This window comes from Massilia aurea (genome assembly GCF_024753205.1).
Classification (GTDB): Bacteria; Pseudomonadota; Gammaproteobacteria; order Burkholderiales; family Burkholderiaceae_D; genus Telluria; species Telluria aurea.
In genome coordinates this window covers 682,181-697,555 of sequence record NZ_JANUGZ010000004.1, presented here as the reverse complement: position 1 = coordinate 697,555, position 15,375 = coordinate 682,181, and the positions used below count along the sequence as shown (strand labels likewise).

13 protein-coding genes are annotated in these 15,375 nt (G+C 60.0%); 5 read left to right on the top strand and 8 right to left on the bottom strand.

Annotated elements, in window-relative coordinates:
- Positions 1–10: 10 nt before the first annotated feature.
- From NX775_RS18180 to NX775_RS18165, 4 genes are all read right to left on the bottom strand, one after another.
- Entirely contained in the window at positions 11–442 is a 432-nt protein-coding gene (locus tag NX775_RS18180) for an HIT family protein (RefSeq protein WP_258837233.1), read from the bottom strand.
- The gene (locus NX775_RS18175) at positions 439–4,452 is read right to left on the bottom strand and encodes a DUF3683 domain-containing protein (protein ID WP_258837232.1); all 4,014 of its coding nucleotides are present in this window, start codon (positions 4,450–4,452) and stop codon (positions 439–441) included. The genes NX775_RS18180 and NX775_RS18175 overlap by 4 nt, the downstream gene beginning before the upstream one ends.
- A 219-nt stretch (positions 4,453–4,671) precedes the next feature.
- Positions 4,672–5,244 (bottom strand): flavin reductase family protein, encoded by a 573-nt coding sequence (locus NX775_RS18170; RefSeq protein ID WP_258837231.1) that lies wholly within the window; start codon positions 5,242–5,244, stop codon positions 4,672–4,674.
- Positions 5,245–5,308: 64 nt separating this feature from the next.
- Positions 5,309–5,812, bottom strand: a complete 504-nt coding sequence (locus NX775_RS18165; protein ID WP_258837230.1) for a YqaA family protein — start codon at positions 5,810–5,812, stop codon at positions 5,309–5,311.
- Between the two features lie 183 nt (positions 5,813–5,995).
- Here NX775_RS18165 and ilvA point away from each other — a divergent pair, with 183 nt between their 5' ends.
- The 5 genes from ilvA (at position 5,996) to rapZ (ending at position 11,183) form a co-directional block, all read left to right on the top strand.
- The gene (gene ilvA, locus NX775_RS18160) at positions 5,996–7,534 is read left to right on the top strand and encodes a threonine ammonia-lyase, biosynthetic (RefSeq protein ID WP_258837229.1); all 1,539 of its coding nucleotides are present in this window, start codon (positions 5,996–5,998) and stop codon (positions 7,532–7,534) included.
- A 12-nt stretch (positions 7,535–7,546) separates the two neighbouring features.
- Positions 7,547–8,383, top strand: a complete 837-nt coding sequence (gene queF / locus NX775_RS18155; protein ID WP_183554115.1) for an NADPH-dependent 7-cyano-7-deazaguanine reductase QueF — start codon at positions 7,547–7,549, stop codon at positions 8,381–8,383.
- A gap of 378 nt (positions 8,384–8,761) precedes the next feature.
- The gene (locus tag NX775_RS18150; RefSeq protein WP_183554119.1) at positions 8,762–9,244 is read left to right on the top strand and encodes a PTS sugar transporter subunit IIA; all 483 of its coding nucleotides are present in this window, start codon (positions 8,762–8,764) and stop codon (positions 9,242–9,244) included.
- A 65-nt stretch (positions 9,245–9,309) separates the two neighbouring features.
- Positions 9,310–10,245 (top strand): HPr(Ser) kinase/phosphatase, encoded by a 936-nt coding sequence (gene hprK / locus NX775_RS18145; protein ID WP_183554122.1) that lies wholly within the window; start codon positions 9,310–9,312, stop codon positions 10,243–10,245.
- Between the two features lie 59 nt (positions 10,246–10,304).
- Positions 10,305–11,183 carry an RNase adapter RapZ gene (gene rapZ / locus NX775_RS18140; RefSeq protein WP_258837228.1) on the top strand — a complete coding sequence of 293 codons (879 nt, stop codon included), beginning with the start codon at positions 10,305–10,307 and terminating at the stop codon, positions 11,181–11,183.
- Positions 11,184–11,464: 281 nt separating this feature from the next.
- On the opposite strand, the gene NX775_RS18135 is transcribed toward rapZ, so the two are convergent.
- The 4 genes from NX775_RS18135 to NX775_RS18120 form a co-directional block, all read right to left on the bottom strand.
- A complete protein-coding gene (locus NX775_RS18135) occupies positions 11,465–12,211 on the bottom strand; it encodes an NADPH-dependent F420 reductase (RefSeq protein ID WP_258837227.1) in 747 nt (248 codons plus the stop codon).
- A gap of 129 nt (positions 12,212–12,340) precedes the next feature.
- Entirely contained in the window at positions 12,341–12,634 is a 294-nt protein-coding gene (locus NX775_RS18130; protein ID WP_258837226.1) for a Dabb family protein, read from the bottom strand.
- A 29-nt stretch (positions 12,635–12,663) separates the two neighbouring features.
- Complete coding sequence (locus NX775_RS18125; protein ID WP_258837225.1) at positions 12,664–13,428, bottom strand: SDR family NAD(P)-dependent oxidoreductase; 765 nt, start codon at positions 13,426–13,428, stop codon at positions 12,664–12,666.
- A gap of 70 nt (positions 13,429–13,498) precedes the next feature.
- Positions 13,499–15,364: a tannase/feruloyl esterase family alpha/beta hydrolase gene (locus tag NX775_RS18120; protein ID WP_258837224.1), complete on the bottom strand. Its 1,866-nt coding sequence runs from the start codon at positions 15,362–15,364 to the stop codon at positions 13,499–13,501.
- Positions 15,365–15,375 lie beyond the last annotated feature (11 nt).

Genomic DNA, 15,375 nt, shown 5'->3' with positions numbered 1-15,375 from the left:
ACTCTCTTTATCAGGAAAAACGGCGCGCGATGGCAGCGCCCAATTGGTCGTGCAGCGCACGACGCGCCGCGAGGATAGCAGGTTCCGTCGCACGCACCGCCTGCGCCCATACAGGCGCCGGAAAGTGCGCATCGTCGGCATAGCGCGGGATGATGTGCCAGTGCAGATGCGGCACCACGTTACCGAGGCTGGCCACATTGACCTTCAATGGCTGCATCACCTCGCGCACCGCCGTCTCTACCTGGAACACGGCGTCGTTGATCAAGAAGCGGTCATCCGCCGACAGGTCGCTCATCTCGCGCACGTGGTCGTGCCAGATCACGCGGCAAAAGCCTGGATAGCTGGCGTCGTCGACGACGATGACGCTGAATTTCTCGCCGGCCCATGCAGCGGGCAGCGACAGGTCGCACAGCTCGCAACCCGGTTCGCGCAGCGCCGTCATACCAGCACCCGCTCGATGCCGCCCGCATTAGCGCGTGCGACGTACTCGGGCAGCCAGTTCTCGCCCAGCAGATGCTTGGCGATTTCGACGACGATGTAGTCGGCCGTGGTGCCCGAATCATCGTTGTAGCGGCTCAGGCCCTGCAGGCACGACGGGCAGCTGGTCAGGATCTTGACATCGCCCTTGAAGCCGTCTTCGCGCAGCTTGTCGGCGCCCTTGACCATCTCGCCTTCCTTGCGCGAGCGGACCTGGGTCGCGATGTCCGGGCGCGAAACGGCAAACGTGCCCGACTCGCCGCAGCAGCGGTCGTTCTTCTCGATCTTCACGTTGTCCACCGTCGACACCAGCGCGTTGACCGTCTTGATCGAATCCTGCAGCTTCATCGGCGTGTGGCACGGCTCGTGGTACATGTAGCGGGTGCCGTTCACGCCTTCGAGCTTGACGCCCTTTTCGAGCAGGTATTCATGGATGTCCATGATGCGGCAGCCCGGGAAGATCTTCTCGAACTGGTACGTTGCCAATTGGTCGTAGCAGGTGCCGCACGAGACCAGCACCGTCTTGATGTCGAGGTAGTTGAGCGTGTTGGCCATCCGGTGGAACAGCACGCGGTTGTCCGTCACCATCTTCTCGGCCTTGTCGAACTGGCCGGCGCCGCGCTGCGGATAACCGCAGCACAGGTAACCCGGCGGCAGCACGGTCTGCACGCCCACTTCCCACAGCATCGCCTGCGTGGCCAGGCCCACCTGCGAGAACAAACGCTCGGATCCGCAGCCAGGGAAGTAGAACACGGCCTCGGTGTCGGCATTGGTCTTCTTCGGGTTGCGGATGATCGGGACGATCTTGTCGTCTTCGATGTCCAGCAGTGCGCGCGCCGTTTTCTTGGGCAGGTTCCCCGGCATCTTCTTGTTGATGAAGTGGATGACCTGCTCGCGCACGGGCGCCTTGCCAGTCGTCGGCGCGGGCGCGGCCAGCTGCGGCTTGGCAAAGCCCTTGAGCATGCGGTTACCGAAGCGCTGCGCCTTGAAGCCGAAGTCGACCATCACCTTGCGCGTCGCATTGATGGTGGTCGGATCGGTGGCATTCAGGAAGAACATCGCCGCGCGGTTGGCCGGCTTGAAGCTGCGCTTGTCCATCTTGCGCAGCAGGTTACGCATGTTCATCGACACGTCGCCGAAGTCGATGTTCACCGGGCATGGCGTGACGCACTTGTGGCACACGGTGCAGTGGTCCGAGACGTCCTCGAACTCTTCCCAGTGCCGGATCGAGACACCGCGGCGGGTCTGCTCTTCGTACAGGAACGCTTCGATCAGCGCCGACGTGGCCAGGATCTTGTCGCGCGGCGAATACAGCAGGTTCGCCTGCGGCACGTGCGTCGTGCAGACGGGTTTGCACTTGCCACAGCGCAGGCAGTCCTTGATGCTGTGGGCGATTTCACCGATATCGCTTTGCTGCATGATCAGCGACTCGTGGCCCATCAGGCCGAACGACGGCGTGTAGGCGTTGCGCAGGTCGGCGTGGGCGCCTTCCAGATTGAGCAGCTTGCCCTTGTTGAAGCGCCCTTCCGGATCGACGCGGATTTTATAGTCGCGGAATTCCTGGATTTCTTCGTCCTTCAGGAATTCGAGCTTGGTGATGCCGATCCCGTGTTCACCCGAGATCACGCCGTCGAGCGAGCGCGCCAGCTTCATGATGCGCTCGACCGCCTTGTGCGCATCCTGCAGCATCTCGTAATCGTCCGAGTTCACCGGCAGGTTGGTGTGGACGTTGCCGTCGCCGGCGTGCATGTGCAGTGCGACGAACACGCGCGAACGCAGGATGCGTTTGTGGATTGCCGTGCTCTCGTCGAGGATGCAGGTGTAAGCGCTACCGTTGAAGATCTGGCGCAGTGGCGCGCGCAGCTCTGCCTTCCACGAGATACGCACCGTGTGGTCCTGCACCAGGTCGAACAGGCATGCATCGGGCTGGATCGCCAGGCGCGCATCGAAGGCGGCCGACAGATGGTCGAGCCCGAGCGATTCGAGCTGCTCTCGCACGTCGACCAGCGGCGCATCCAGATTGGCCAGGATGAAGGTCCAGCGTTTGGTCACCAGGTCGACCAGCGCGCGCGCCTGCAACGGGCGGTCGCCCATGATTTCGTCGCGCTCGACGCCCTCGCCGCTGCTGGCGTCATCACTCTTGGCCAGCGGGAGATGGTCGCTCGCCAGGTAGTCGCGCAGGCCGTCGGCCAGCTGCAGCTTGTTCTTGATCGACAGCTCGACGTTGATGCGCTCGATGCCGTCGGTGTATTCGCCCATGCGTGGCAGCGGAATGACCACGTCTTCATTGATCTTGAAGGCATTGGTATGGCGCGCGATGGCCGCCGTGCGGGCGCGGTCGAGCCAGAACTTCTTGCGCGCTTCGGGGCTGACGGCGACAAAACCTTCGCCCACGCGGGTGTTCGCGATGCGCACGACTTCCGAGGCCGCCAGCGCCACCGCGTTCTCGTCGTCGCCGACGATGTCGCCGAACAGCGCCATTTTCGGCAGCACGCCGCGCTTGGACTTGGTGGCGTAACCGACCGCGCGCAGGTAGCGCTCGTCCAGGTGTTCCAGGCCTGCCAGGCGCAGCGTGGAAAACGCGGGGTCGCCGTTCTTCGGCAAGCCGTTGAGGTAATTCGTGATCTCGACGATCGACGGAATCGCATCGCGCGCCTGGCCGAAGAATTCGAGAGCCACGGTGCGCGTGAACTTCGGCATCTTGTGCAGGATCCAGCGGCCCGACGTGATCAGGCCATCGGTGCCCTCTTTCTGGATGCCCGGCAGGCCGGAGAGGAATTTGTCGGTAACGTCCTTGCCCAGGCCTTCCTTGCGAAAGCGCTTGCCGTCGATGATCAAGGTCTCGGTGCGAAACGGCGCGCCTTTCGGTGCGCCCTTGACCGACGGATGCGTCCACTCCAGCAAAAATTCGGCCTTTGGCGCATCGTGGATCTTGCCCAGATTGTGGGCAATGCGCGTGACATCGAGCCAGTCGCCGTTGGGGTCGACCATACGCCATGAGGCCAGGTTGTCGAGCGCAGTGCCCCACAACACGGCCTTCTTGCCGCCCGCGTTCATCGCGATATTGCCGCCCACGCAGGATGCGTGCGCCGACGTCGGATCGACCGCGAACACGAAGCCAGCCTTCTCGGCCGCCTGCGACACGCGCTGCGTGACCACGCCCGCATAGGTGTGGATGGTCGCGTAATCCTGTTCCAGGCCCGGCATGGCGGTCATTTCGACCTCGCCGATGCCGATCAGCTTTTCGGTATTGATCACGGCCGACATGGGCGTGAGCGGAATCGCGCCGCCCGTGTAGCCGGTGCCGCCGCCGCGCGGGATGATGGTCAGACCGAGCTCGATGCAGCCCTTGACCAGGCCGGCCATCTCGTCTTCGGTGTCCGGCACCAGCACCAGGAACGGATATTCGACGCGCCAGTCGGTGGCGTCGGTCACGTGCGAGATGCGGTGCATGCCGTCGAAGCGGATATTGCGCTTGTCGGTGTACGCGCCCAGCACCTTCAGGGCGCGCTTGCGCAAGTCGTACGTCTCGGAGAATTCGCGGCCGAAGTCGTCGACCGCACGGCGCGCAGCCGCCAGCAACTGCTCGACGGCGCTGCTGCGCGCTGCGACTACGGCCGGGTCGCCGTCATCCTGGGCGTCGACCGTGGTGCGGCGCTTGTCGACTTCGGCCAGGCGGTGGTGCAGCGCCTCGATCAGGTTGGCCCGGCGCTTCGGGTTGTCCAGCATGTCGTCCTGCAGGTACGGATTGCGCCGCACGACCCAGATGTCGCCCAGCACCTCGTACAGCATGCGCGCGGAGCGGCCGGTCTGGCGGGCGCCGCGCAAGCTGCCCAGCAACTCCCACGACGACTCACCGAGCAGCCGGATCACGATTTCGCGGTCCGAGAACGAGGTGTAGTTGTACGGAATCTCGCGCAGGCGCGCGGGGGCGTTATCGGCTAGCAGGGTATGGATGTGTGCGGGGGCGTTCATGAATACTCGTCGACAGTCGGACAGGCCCGAAGGACGTTCATTCTATCGTATTGCGTTGCACCACGCTTGGGGCGGCCCCGTCCGTCGTTGCGTGCGACGCAACAAAATATTCATACTTTGTCGGATATGCAAACATTATTCACCCACAGGCGCGGGCGCACAGTATTTATCAAGCACGCCGCCGCGAATGACATATGTCGTCCGGCCTGGTTTGCACCGTTATCGTGGACTGTCCGGCACCTCGAACGCCTCGCCGGTCTCGAAGAAATGCCCACCGGCCACATAGTGAATGCTTTTCTTGCCACCCGCTGCCATATTCCAGTGGCCATCCGCAAACACCGCAGGGTCGGCCCAGGCCGCCACCACCTCACCCAGGAACAGGTCATACGTGTTCTGGATATGTGGTTCAGGGAGTACGCGACACTCGAGCCACGCCAGGCAGCCGTCGAGCAGCGGCGCACCAACCTGCTCGCCGGTCCAGGCACCCGCATTGAACGCAGCGAACTTGTCCACCTCGCGGCCCGACGTCGACCCCACCTGCAGGGTCAGGCGCGCCAGCTCGCGCGATGGGATGTTCAGCGCGAATTCGCCGGATGCCTCGATCATGCTGCGGGTGAGTGTGTTCTTGTCGATCACCACCGCCACCTTGGGCGGATCGAAATCGAGCGGCATCGACCAGGCGGCCGCCATCACGTTGACGGCGTCGCCGTGGCGACTGGACACCAGGACGGTCGGCCCATGGTTCATCAGGCGGTAAGCTTTGGCGAGGGGTACAGGAACGCGGTTGGTCATGCAAGTATCCTTGAGGTGATGGTGCCGGCAGGATGCCCACCTGTTCAGGCATTGCCTCCCGGGTCTAGCCGGTAATGCGCGTGAGCATGTCGCCGAGCGACTTCCAGAAGCTGTCCGGCACGTACAGCAGCGCCAGCGTCATGGTCAGGTAGCGCGCGAACTTGCCGATCGCCATATACATCAGGCTTGGCCAGAACGGCAGGTGCAGCCAGCCGGCCAGCGTGCACAGCGGATCGCCCACGCCTGGCAGCCACGACAGCAGCATCGTCTTGGCGCCGTAGCGCTTGAGCCAACCGAACCAGCGGCTCTGGCGCTCTTTGGCAAACGCCACCTTGGCGCGGTAGCCAAGGAAGTAATCGACCGCCCCGCCCAGCGTATTGCCAATGGTCGCGACCAGGATCGCGGGCCAGAACAGCGCGGGATTGGCCTTGATCACCGCAAACACGGCCGGCTCGGAACCCAGCGGCAGCAGCGTGGCGGAAATAAAACTGATGATGAAGACGGATGTCAGCCCGACAGTCGGCGCCGCAACGAGGTCAAGCAGCCATTGGACAGCGGTTTCGATCATGCGAGCTTAGGCGAGGGAAATAGGCGTCCATTATAATGGTCCGGAACTTTCGTCACGACACGATACGATCGCCTGTCACCCAGCGCGCCGTATCGTACTGCGCGCCACGGTCACCCACCTTAGCGGAACAGTTTGCGTCGTCCGTCCCGCCAGCCGCATTGGCCTGACCCTTGTGTTTCGACCATGACTACCGACTATCTCAAAAAAATCCTGACCGCGCGCGTCTATGACGTTGCCGAACAAACGCCCCTCGATCTGGCCCCCACGCTGTCCGCGCGCATGGGCAACCGCATCTATTTCAAGCGCGAAGACATGCAGAGCGTGTTCAGCTTCAAGCTGCGCGGCGCCTACAACAAGATGGCCAACCTGACGCCCGAGCAGCGTGCCCGCGGCGTGATCTGCGCCTCGGCCGGCAACCACGCCCAGGGCGTGGCCCTGTCGGCCTGCCGCCTCGGCTGCCGCGCACTGATCGTGATGCCCACGACCACGCCCGGCGTCAAGATCGACGCCGTCAAGGCGCGCGGCGGCGCCAGCGTCGAGATCGTGCTGCACGGCGACTCGTACACCGACGCCTACAACCACGCCCTGCTGCTCGAAAAAGAACAGCGCATGACCTTCGTGCACCCGTTCGACGATCCGGACGTGATCGCCGGTCAGGGCACGATCGGCATGGAAATCCTGCGCCAGCATTCCGGCCCGATTCACGCGATCTTCGTTGCCATCGGTGGTGGCGGCCTGATCGCGGGCATCGGCGCCTACGTCAAGGAAATTCGCCCGGACATCAAGATCATCGGCGTGCAGACGCTCGATTCGGACGCGATGGCGCGCAGCCTGAAGGCCGGCCACCGCGTCACGCTGAACGATGTTGGCCTGTTCTCCGACGGCACCGCGGTGCGCCTGGTGGGAGAAGAAACCTTCCGCGTCGCCCAGATGGTGGTCGACGAGATCATCCTGGTCGACACCGACGCGATCTGCGCCGCGATCCAGGATGTGTTCCAGGACACGCGCAGCATTCTCGAGCCGGCCGGCGCGCTGGCCATCGCCGGCGCCAAGGCGTATATCGAGCGCTCGCAGATGGACCGCGAGCCCATCAAGGGTGAAACGCTGGTGGCCGTGGCCTGCGGCGCCAACATGAACTTCGACCGCCTGCGTTTCGTTGCCGAGCGCGCCGAGCTGGGCGAGTCGCGCGAAGCGGTGTTCGCGGTCACCGTGCCGGAGCAGCGCGGGAGCTTCCGCAGTTTCTGCGGCCTGGTCGGGCCACGCAATGTGACCGAGTTCAATTACCGCATCAGCGATGCCAGCGAAGCACATGTGTTCGTCGGCGTGCAGGTGGGCAGCCGCAGCGAGTCCGGTCTGCTGGCGCGCACGTTCGAAGAGCATGGTTACAAGACGCTCGACCTGACCGGCGACGAGCTGGCCAAGCTGCATATCCGCCACTTGGTGGGCGGCAAAAGTTCGCTGGCCCACGATGAATTGCTGTATCGTTTCGAGTTCCCTGAACGGCCGGGCGCGCTGATGCGCTTCCTGGACAGCATGGCGCCGAACTGGAATATCTCGCTGTTTCACTACCGCAACCAGGGTGGCGATGTGGGCCGCATCCTCGTGGGGCTGCAAGTACCGCCGACCGAAATGGCCGAGTTCAGGCAATTCCTGGCGTCGCTTGGTTACCGTTACTGGGACGAAAGCAGCAATCCCGTCTATAAATTGTTTTTGGGCGCCTGACGCCCCATCTCCATGAATACACCTGACCAATCGCCCCTCGGCAAATCCTCCGCCTACCAGAGCCAGTACGCGCCCGAGCTGCTGTTCCCGATCGCGCGCCAGCAAAAGCGCGATGAGCTCGGCCTGTTTGCGGATGCCGGCACCATGCCGTTCTTCGGTGTCGACATCTGGAACGCCTATGAACTGTCGTGGCTGAACATGCGCGGCAAGCCGCAGGTGGCGATTGCGACGATCACGGTCCCGGCCGATTCGCCGAACATCGTCGAGTCGAAATCGTTCAAGCTGTACCTGAACTCGTTCAACCAGACCCGCCTGGCCGGTCCGGACGCCCTGCTGGCCCTGCTGCGCGACGATCTGTCGGACGGCTTCGGTGCGCCGGTGCATGTCACGCTGACCAGCCCGGAAGCATTCGGTGCGATCAAGATGGGCGAACTCGACGGCGTGCTGCTGGATCGGCTCGACGTCGAGATCGACGGCTATTCGCCGTCCCCGGAACTGCTGAGCGCAGACGACGAAAACGGCCAAGTCGAAGAAACGCTGGTGTCGCACCTGCTCAAGTCGAACTGCCTGGTCACGGGCCAGCCCGACTGGGGCACGGTGCAGATCCGCTATGTCGGCCCGCAGATCGATCAGGAAGGCTTGCTGAAGTATTTGATCGGCTTCCGTGAACACAATGAGTTTCACGAGCAGTGTGTCGAGCGCATCTTCATGGACGTACTGCGCCAGTGCAAGCCGACCAAACTGGCCGTGTATGCGCGCTACACGCGGCGCGGCGGCCTGGATATCAACCCGTGGCGCGCCAATTTCTCCACCGGCAAACCGCCGAATCTGCGTGGCGCGCGCCAGTAAATATCGCGTTTCTGACAGGATGCGACTCGCACGCCTGTACGTTTTTGGCGACAGCCGTGCGCCGGGCCTGGCAGTATGCACAGGCATGATGCAGTACTGAAACTGCTTGTTTTTTCAGCAGATCGTGTGCAAAAATCGGCCAATCTCAGCGCAAGCATGTATTTACTGGTCGCGTTCTGCGATTTGTTAAAAAAATTGCGTGGTGGCGTTAACATGAATCAACGCTGCTGTTGCCCTGTTTTGACGGGCACCATGCGACCGTCCCGCCAACTGGCCTGACGCTCGCGATTTCGAGTGTCCCGGCCATAAAACAGGCCTATAATCCGTGCTCGCAAGCACGCCACTTGTGCCGCGCACTTGTGCCACGCACCCCATGTTATGACCAATTTAAGCAAAATCCTCTCGCTCGAAAACGTCCAGCTCGACATCGAAGTGTCGAGCAAAAAGCGCGCCTTCGAGCAAGCCGGCCTGATCTTCGAGAACAATTGCGGTATTGCCCGTTCGATTGTGTCCGACAACCTGTTCGCGCGCGAGCGTCTCGGCTCCACTGGCCTCGGCCACGGCGTGGCCGTCCCGCACGGCCGCATCAAGGGCAGCAAGAGCCTGAAGGCGCCCCTGGCCGCGTTCGTGCGCCTGAAGGAGCCGATTCCGTTCGAGTCGCCCGATGGCCAGCCGGTAAGCCTGCTGTTCTTCCTGCTGATTCCGGACCACGTCACGCAGCAGCACCTCGAGATCCTGTCGGAAATCGCCGAGCTGTTCTCGGACGAAGCCATCCGCACTGCGCTGGCGACCGACGCCGACCCGAAGGCTGTCCACGAGCGCATTATCAACTGGCAACCCAGCCTGCAAGCTCTGGGTTAAACTTCACGTCACTGCAACGCGCGGCAATGATGTCGCGCGCCTTTTTTGTGACGAAGACGATGCCCATGCTGCAGTCCCCGCTGACCATTCAACGGCTGTACGACGATAACCGCGACAGCCTGCAGCTCGGCTGGTTCGCGGGCTTTCCCGGCGGCGAACGCCAGATCGCCGGCGACGCCGCGTCGGCCGCCGACCAGGTCGGCCACCTGAACCTGATCCACCCGGGCCGCATCCAGGTCTTCGGGCACCAGGAACTCAATTACTACCACCGCCTGAAAGCCAATTCGCGCACCCACGTGATTGGCGAACTGATCGGCGGCGGGCCGCCGGCGCTGATCATCGCGCAGGGGCTGGAAACGCCGCCCGACATCCTCGCGATCTGCGACGAGCAGAACATCCCGCTGTTTTCCACGCCGCTGCCGGCAGCGCAGGTGATCGACTTCCTGCGCGTGTACCTGTCCAAGAAGCTGGCCCAGCGCGTGATCATGCATGGCGTGTTCATGGACGTGCTGGGCGTGGGCGTGCTGATCACCGGCGAATCCGGCTTAGGCAAGAGCGAACTGGGCCTGGAACTGATTTCGCGTTCGCACGGCCTGGTGGCCGACGATGCGGTGGAATTCTCACGCATTGCGCCGAACATGATCGAAGGCCGCTGCCCGCCGCTGCTGCAAAACCTGCTCGAGGTGCGCGGCCTGGGCCTCTTGGACATCAAAGCGATCTTTGGCGAGACGGCGGTGCGCCGCAAGATGCGCCTGAAGCTCATCGTCCACCTCGTCAAGCGCGGTGCGCTGGACGAAGAAGTCGAGCGCCTGCCCTTCCATTTCCCGACCGAAGACGTGCTGGGCCTGCCGATTCGCAAGGTCGTCATCCCGGTGGCGGCCGGCCGCAACATCGCCGTGCTGCTCGAGGCGGCCGTGCGCAACACGATCCTGCAACTGCGTGGCATCGACACGCTGCAGGAATTCATGGAGCGCCAGCGCCAGGCCATGAGCGCCGATTGACCCGGTGCCCGCGACCTGCGGGTGTACGGAGGACCGGCGCTTGCGGTATCATCGCCCCCATGCACATCGTCCTCATCACCGGCATTTCCGGCTCGGGTAAATCCGTGGCCCTGAATGTCCTGGAAGACGCCGGTTACTACTGCGTCGACAACCTGCCGCCTGCCCTGCTGACGGCCCTCGTCAATACCGTCAGCGAAAGCGGCGGCGGCAAGATCGCCGTCGCAGTCGATGCGCGCAGCGCCGAATCGCTGGCCGAACTGCCAGTCAGCGTGCAGCGGCTGCGCGACGACGGGCACTCGGTCAAGGTCATGTTCCTGACCGCGAGCACCCATTCGCTCGTGGCGCGCTTCTCCGAGACGCGCCGCAGCCATCCGCTGTCACACGAACTGCGTCCGGGCGAAAACCCGGCATCGCGTCTTACGCTGATCGAATGCATCGCTGAAGAACGCGAGCGCCTGTCGTCGATCGAGAACCTGGGCCACGTGATCGACACGTCCGAGCTCTCGTCGAACAAGCTGCGCGGCTGGATCAAGGAACTGGCCGAAATCGACCACGCGCCGCTGACGCTGTTCTTTGAATCGTTCGCCTTCAAGGTCGGCGTGCCGCTCGACGCCGACTTCGTGTTCGACGTGCGCGCAATCCCGAATCCTTACTATGACCTGGCGCTGCGCCCGCTCACCGGCAAGGATGCGCCCGTGATCGCCTTCCTCGATGCGCAACCGAGCGCGGTCGAGATGCTGTCCGACATCCAGAACTTCGTCGCCAAGTGGCTGCCGTCGTTCAAGACCGACAACCGCAGCTACCTGACGGTGGCGGTGGGCTGCACGGGTGGACAGCATCGCTCGGTGTACATGGCCGAACACCTGGGCGCGCACTTTGGCGCGACCGAGCGCGTGATTGTCAGGCATCGCGAGCAGCCGAAGCATCGGGCGGCGTAAGACCCGCACGCTTGTTCAGGTTGGCAATTGGAGGGAAAAGATAGTTCTGATGCCGGCGACATCATCATGCAAATGATGATGACGTTCGACGATGCGCTGTATGCATAGGCATCTCGCATTTCTGCAGATGACGGATCTTGGCATGACCGTGATCCGTCGCTGGGTGAAACAGTACGACACCAGACAACAAGGCTAACCCGGCATTGGCAAACCACTTTCGGTTGAGAGACGGCGCGTTCGTCAGCAGTAGCAGCAGTGGCGGCAGCTTCGTCGATCTTGGTTCAGCTAAATAATGCTCGGTTTAGTCTTACGAGATATGCAGCATCCGGATTTGTACCGTCCCCACCGAACCTTTCTGTAATTGCTTCTACCGCAATATCGCGTCGGGCAGGAAGACGAGATTTGACCGCGGTGCCCAATGCGTCCTCCAGTTCTTTTTCCGTGAGATCCGTACAATATGCCGGTGAACCTGGTTGATGACGCCAGGATTCGGCCAAAGTACCAGAATCAACGGGATCAAACCCGATATCATCGACTAACTGCATCGCGACTCGCTTGTGTTCGGAATTGTCGCCAGCTACGGGAATGGCGAGCCTGCCAGGCGTTCCGGGCGCGGTACCAAGTCGGGCTAATGAGTCAGATCCCATTGCGTTCCAAGCTTTGACTACCTCGCGGCCGAGTAGTTCCTTTACCCAGATGCTTTCAACCTTGCCGTCTTCAATAGCATCTATTTTTTGATCGCGTGAAGGATAATAATTGGAAGTATCAATCAAGACGCACTCTCTTGACGCAACTTTTACCGCCTCTACCAATTTTGGCAGTACAACCAGTGGAACAGAGAGGATTGCGACATCCACATCAGAGAATACCTCCGTGACCTCAACCACTTGGATTCCTGAATCTTTAAGATTCTCCGGAATCAGATGGATTCCTCTCGCGTCTGAAATTCTTACGTCATGACCGGCTTGATTGAGTTTCTTAATCAAAGTTCCGCCGATATAACCAGTTCCTATGATACCAATTTTCATGATTTTTCGTCCTATTCCGTGGGAAATCAAAATTTAGAGTAATTACTTCAATGGCGAGAAATTTTTAATTTCTGCTCTGAGTCTTCGCAGTCAGAATTTATTAAACAGCCCGACTTGGAACTGAAGCAGTCAATCTGGAACTTCGTAATCGATGATTGCGATACTTGTTCGAAATCCAGAAATATAATCGGCCACTGCCAAGTGATCTGGATCCTTGGAAAATACGTCGAGTGCTGAACGATCCGTGAGGTGTGCAACCAACCCGAGCCTGCAGTTCCCCTCAATCCCCATGTCAATGTCAGCTTTTAAAGAAACGAGCCCAGGAATTTTTCCAACTAATGCGTGAAGCTGATTACGGGCTTGCATCAAGTCTTCAGTCGATGTTTCTTTAGTTATTCCGAATAGCACGATGTGTTGAATCATGACTTCCTCGATCCTGATAATGAAACGAATTATTGAGCGGTGAATCCACCATCGATGATAAAGTCAGCACCCGTCGTGAACCTTGATTCATCAGACGCCAGAAATAATACGGCGTATGCCAAATCGATCGGCTCTGCCGGAAAACCCATCGGCACTTTCGAAAGGGTACGTTCGGTAACTTCCTTGGAAAAACTATCCATGATAGGCGTACGAACAAGCCCGGGAAATACGGTATTGACACGAATGCCCTTTTTCGCGACGTCGATAGCGATTTCTTTTGTGATGCCTTGAAGTGCAGCCTTCGTCGCCGAATAGGCAACGGAGCCTCCACTGATTCCGCCAACAAGTCCAGCTGCCGAAGAAATATTAATGATCGAGCCTTTGCCGTTCTTGATCATCTCGGGCATCACGGTTTTGATACCGAGAAGCGTTCCCACCAGATTTACGCTCACAATCCGCATGGTCTCTGTTGTGTCAATGTCCCACACATTCTCATGAGTCTTCCCAGGCATCCCCGCGTTGTTGACCAGAATGTCTACCTTGCCGAATTTTTCCATGGTTTTTGCAAACACGTGCGCCCACTCTTCCTCAGTCGCGATGTCGTGCTGGACTGCAATAACCGACTCGCCGCCTAGTTCATCATTGATCTCTTTTACGGTTTTCAGAAGCATTTCGCCGTTCATGTCAGTAGCAATGACTTTGGCTCCTTCTTGCGCGAACAATTTGGCTTCAGCCTTGCCTTGTCCACCTGCCGCGCCGGTGATGATTGCAACTTTATCTTTGAGTCGATTCATGATTCATCCTTTTTGATTTGAAAAAATTCATCGCCAGACTAGCCGAACCTGATGCCCGCCATTACCAATTTCATTGGCACTTGTAGCTTGAACCTGATTGTTCCGAGCCAGTTCCGACATAACGCAACTTTTTCGGGAATAGGCACAGTGGTAATGTCAGACGGGCGTCACCCGATTGCACCTTGATATCTTGTGGTGCCTGGTCATGCTCCACCCAAGTCTGGAGTGCAGCGAACATTTCGTCGCGTCCGGACGCCGGTTGCGGAATTGGAATGAAAGGCGCTCCTTCGGAACGTCCACTATGAGTGAAACCGGGGACAAGATAAAATCGATAGAAACGCTGAGCATTCTTGATTCCGCCCATATTTTCTACAACTTTTTGGTAGTAATGTATCGAGCCCTGAACCGGGATGTATTCATCGTCCAAGCCGTGATACATCAGCAGTTTTCCTTTTGCAGCAGCAAAAGCAGAAAGGTTTGAGCTATCGGTATTAATTGCACTGAATTGGCTCTGCAATGCCAATCCCTGTGACCGCGCATTGACCAGACCGGCATAATCAAGCTCTGTGATCCAGCGATTCTCCCCATTGCCGGTCGCATTACGAAAACCAGTACTGCCGAGCAAGGGATTTTTCAATTCCAATGCCACCTGGTCCGCAGCGAGAAGTAAGCCTGGAGCACCTCCTGCAGATGTATTCTTCAGCTCCACACTGCGGGTCCAGCCAAACCATAGCCGCTTTGTGTCAGAAAGACCGATGCTCTCGCCATTGTCAACGGCAGGAGAAGGCGCGCTGCCGTCTCGCGTCTGGCCATACCAGAGCTTGTTAACCACCTTTGCTTCTTCGCGAGTGATGCAAGAAGTTGACTGTGGCGCAGCAGCTGCTCCTGCTGATGTGCTGTGTGGACACAAAACTGCGGAATCCTCCACGGGATCGTATCGGCAAGCCAGCGGGTCAAGCACGAATCCTAGCGTCGATCCTCCGCATGCCTGGATGGCAGCTTTTGTGACAACGGCAAGCTTTTCAGGAGCAATCACGCGTCCCAATTCCTGCTTCATAGCAATCTGGCCGTACAGATTTCCGGTGTGGAACGTGCTCCAGTTAATCGCCGGAGCGCCAGCAAGGATGCCGTCGAAGTCATCCGGAAAGCGCTGCGCTACCTTCAGGGCTTGTCGTCCCCCTGTCGAAAATCCATCCCAGTAAGCGAACCGATGCGGGCGACCGTAGTAGGCCCGTGTCACTGCCTTCGTCTTCTCCGCAAGTTCGTGGAGACTCCGCTCTGAAAAATCGCGCCATCCGACGGTATTGATGCTACCGTCAGGATTCATCGCGAACGATGCATCGACGGGTGAGCCAGCATGCCCGTTATCCGACGTCGCCACGACAAACCCTTTAGTGACAGCGGCTGAATGGATGTCGTCGCTGGCGACAATAGTGGGGCTAGCCTGTGGCGTACCAGACCAGCCGCTATTACCGAAGACGCGAATGCGCTGGTTCCACGTTTGTGGCGAGGGTAATAAGATTTCAATCCCAATGCCTGCAGATGTCGACGGGGCACCAGCCGGGCCGGGGTTCCCAGGACCGACAATCAGCTTAACCATACACAAATCCGTCCCGGCGATAGGTGGCTGCGCGGTACCGCCCCCCTCGACTGCCGAAGCTGATGAGGCCGCGCTTGGATCATCTGTCAACACAAGACGGTCGCCCCGCTTGAACGGCTTCGCGATCACCAACCGGGTATCGGCATGGTCTGCCAAAGCGGTCTTCAGCTCAGCCCCACAGTTCCCAAGCAATCCTGACTTCGCTTGAGTCGTCTGCGCTAACACTGCAGTCGGCGCCATGGCGGCAGTGATTGACACCATGATGATTGCCACCTTAGTGCGAACGGTGCTGTATTGATGCTCCGGTGGTTTCCAGGGCTTCGTTGTACACGCCATGCGTAATCTCC

Bases quoted from the DNA above. Each gene is read 5' to 3' on its own strand.
- NX775_RS18180 (WP_258837233.1), bottom strand. From the start codon at position 442: ATGACGGCGCTGCGCGAACCGGGTTGCGAGCTGTGCGACCTGTCGCTG.
- NX775_RS18175 (WP_258837232.1), bottom strand. From the start codon at position 4,452: ATGAACGCCCCCGCACACATCCATACCCTGCTAGCCGATAACGCCCCC.
- NX775_RS18170 (WP_258837231.1), bottom strand. From the start codon at position 5,244: ATGACCAACCGCGTTCCTGTACCCCTCGCCAAAGCTTACCGCCTGATG.
- NX775_RS18165 (WP_258837230.1), bottom strand. From the start codon at position 5,812: ATGATCGAAACCGCTGTCCAATGGCTGCTTGACCTCGTTGCGGCGCCG.
- ilvA (WP_258837229.1), top strand. From the start codon at position 5,996: ATGACTACCGACTATCTCAAAAAAATCCTGACCGCGCGCGTCTATGAC.
- queF (WP_183554115.1), top strand. From the start codon at position 7,547: ATGAATACACCTGACCAATCGCCCCTCGGCAAATCCTCCGCCTACCAG.
- NX775_RS18150 (WP_183554119.1), top strand. From the start codon at position 8,762: ATGACCAATTTAAGCAAAATCCTCTCGCTCGAAAACGTCCAGCTCGAC.
- hprK (WP_183554122.1), top strand. From the start codon at position 9,310: ATGCTGCAGTCCCCGCTGACCATTCAACGGCTGTACGACGATAACCGC.
- rapZ (WP_258837228.1), top strand. From the start codon at position 10,305: ATGCACATCGTCCTCATCACCGGCATTTCCGGCTCGGGTAAATCCGTG.
- NX775_RS18135 (WP_258837227.1), bottom strand. From the start codon at position 12,211: ATGAAAATTGGTATCATAGGAACTGGTTATATCGGCGGAACTTTGATT.
- NX775_RS18130 (WP_258837226.1), bottom strand. From the start codon at position 12,634: ATGATTCAACACATCGTGCTATTCGGAATAACTAAAGAAACATCGACT.
- NX775_RS18125 (WP_258837225.1), bottom strand. From the start codon at position 13,428: ATGAATCGACTCAAAGATAAAGTTGCAATCATCACCGGCGCGGCAGGT.
- NX775_RS18120 (WP_258837224.1), bottom strand. From the start codon at position 15,364: ATGGCGTGTACAACGAAGCCCTGGAAACCACCGGAGCATCAATACAGC.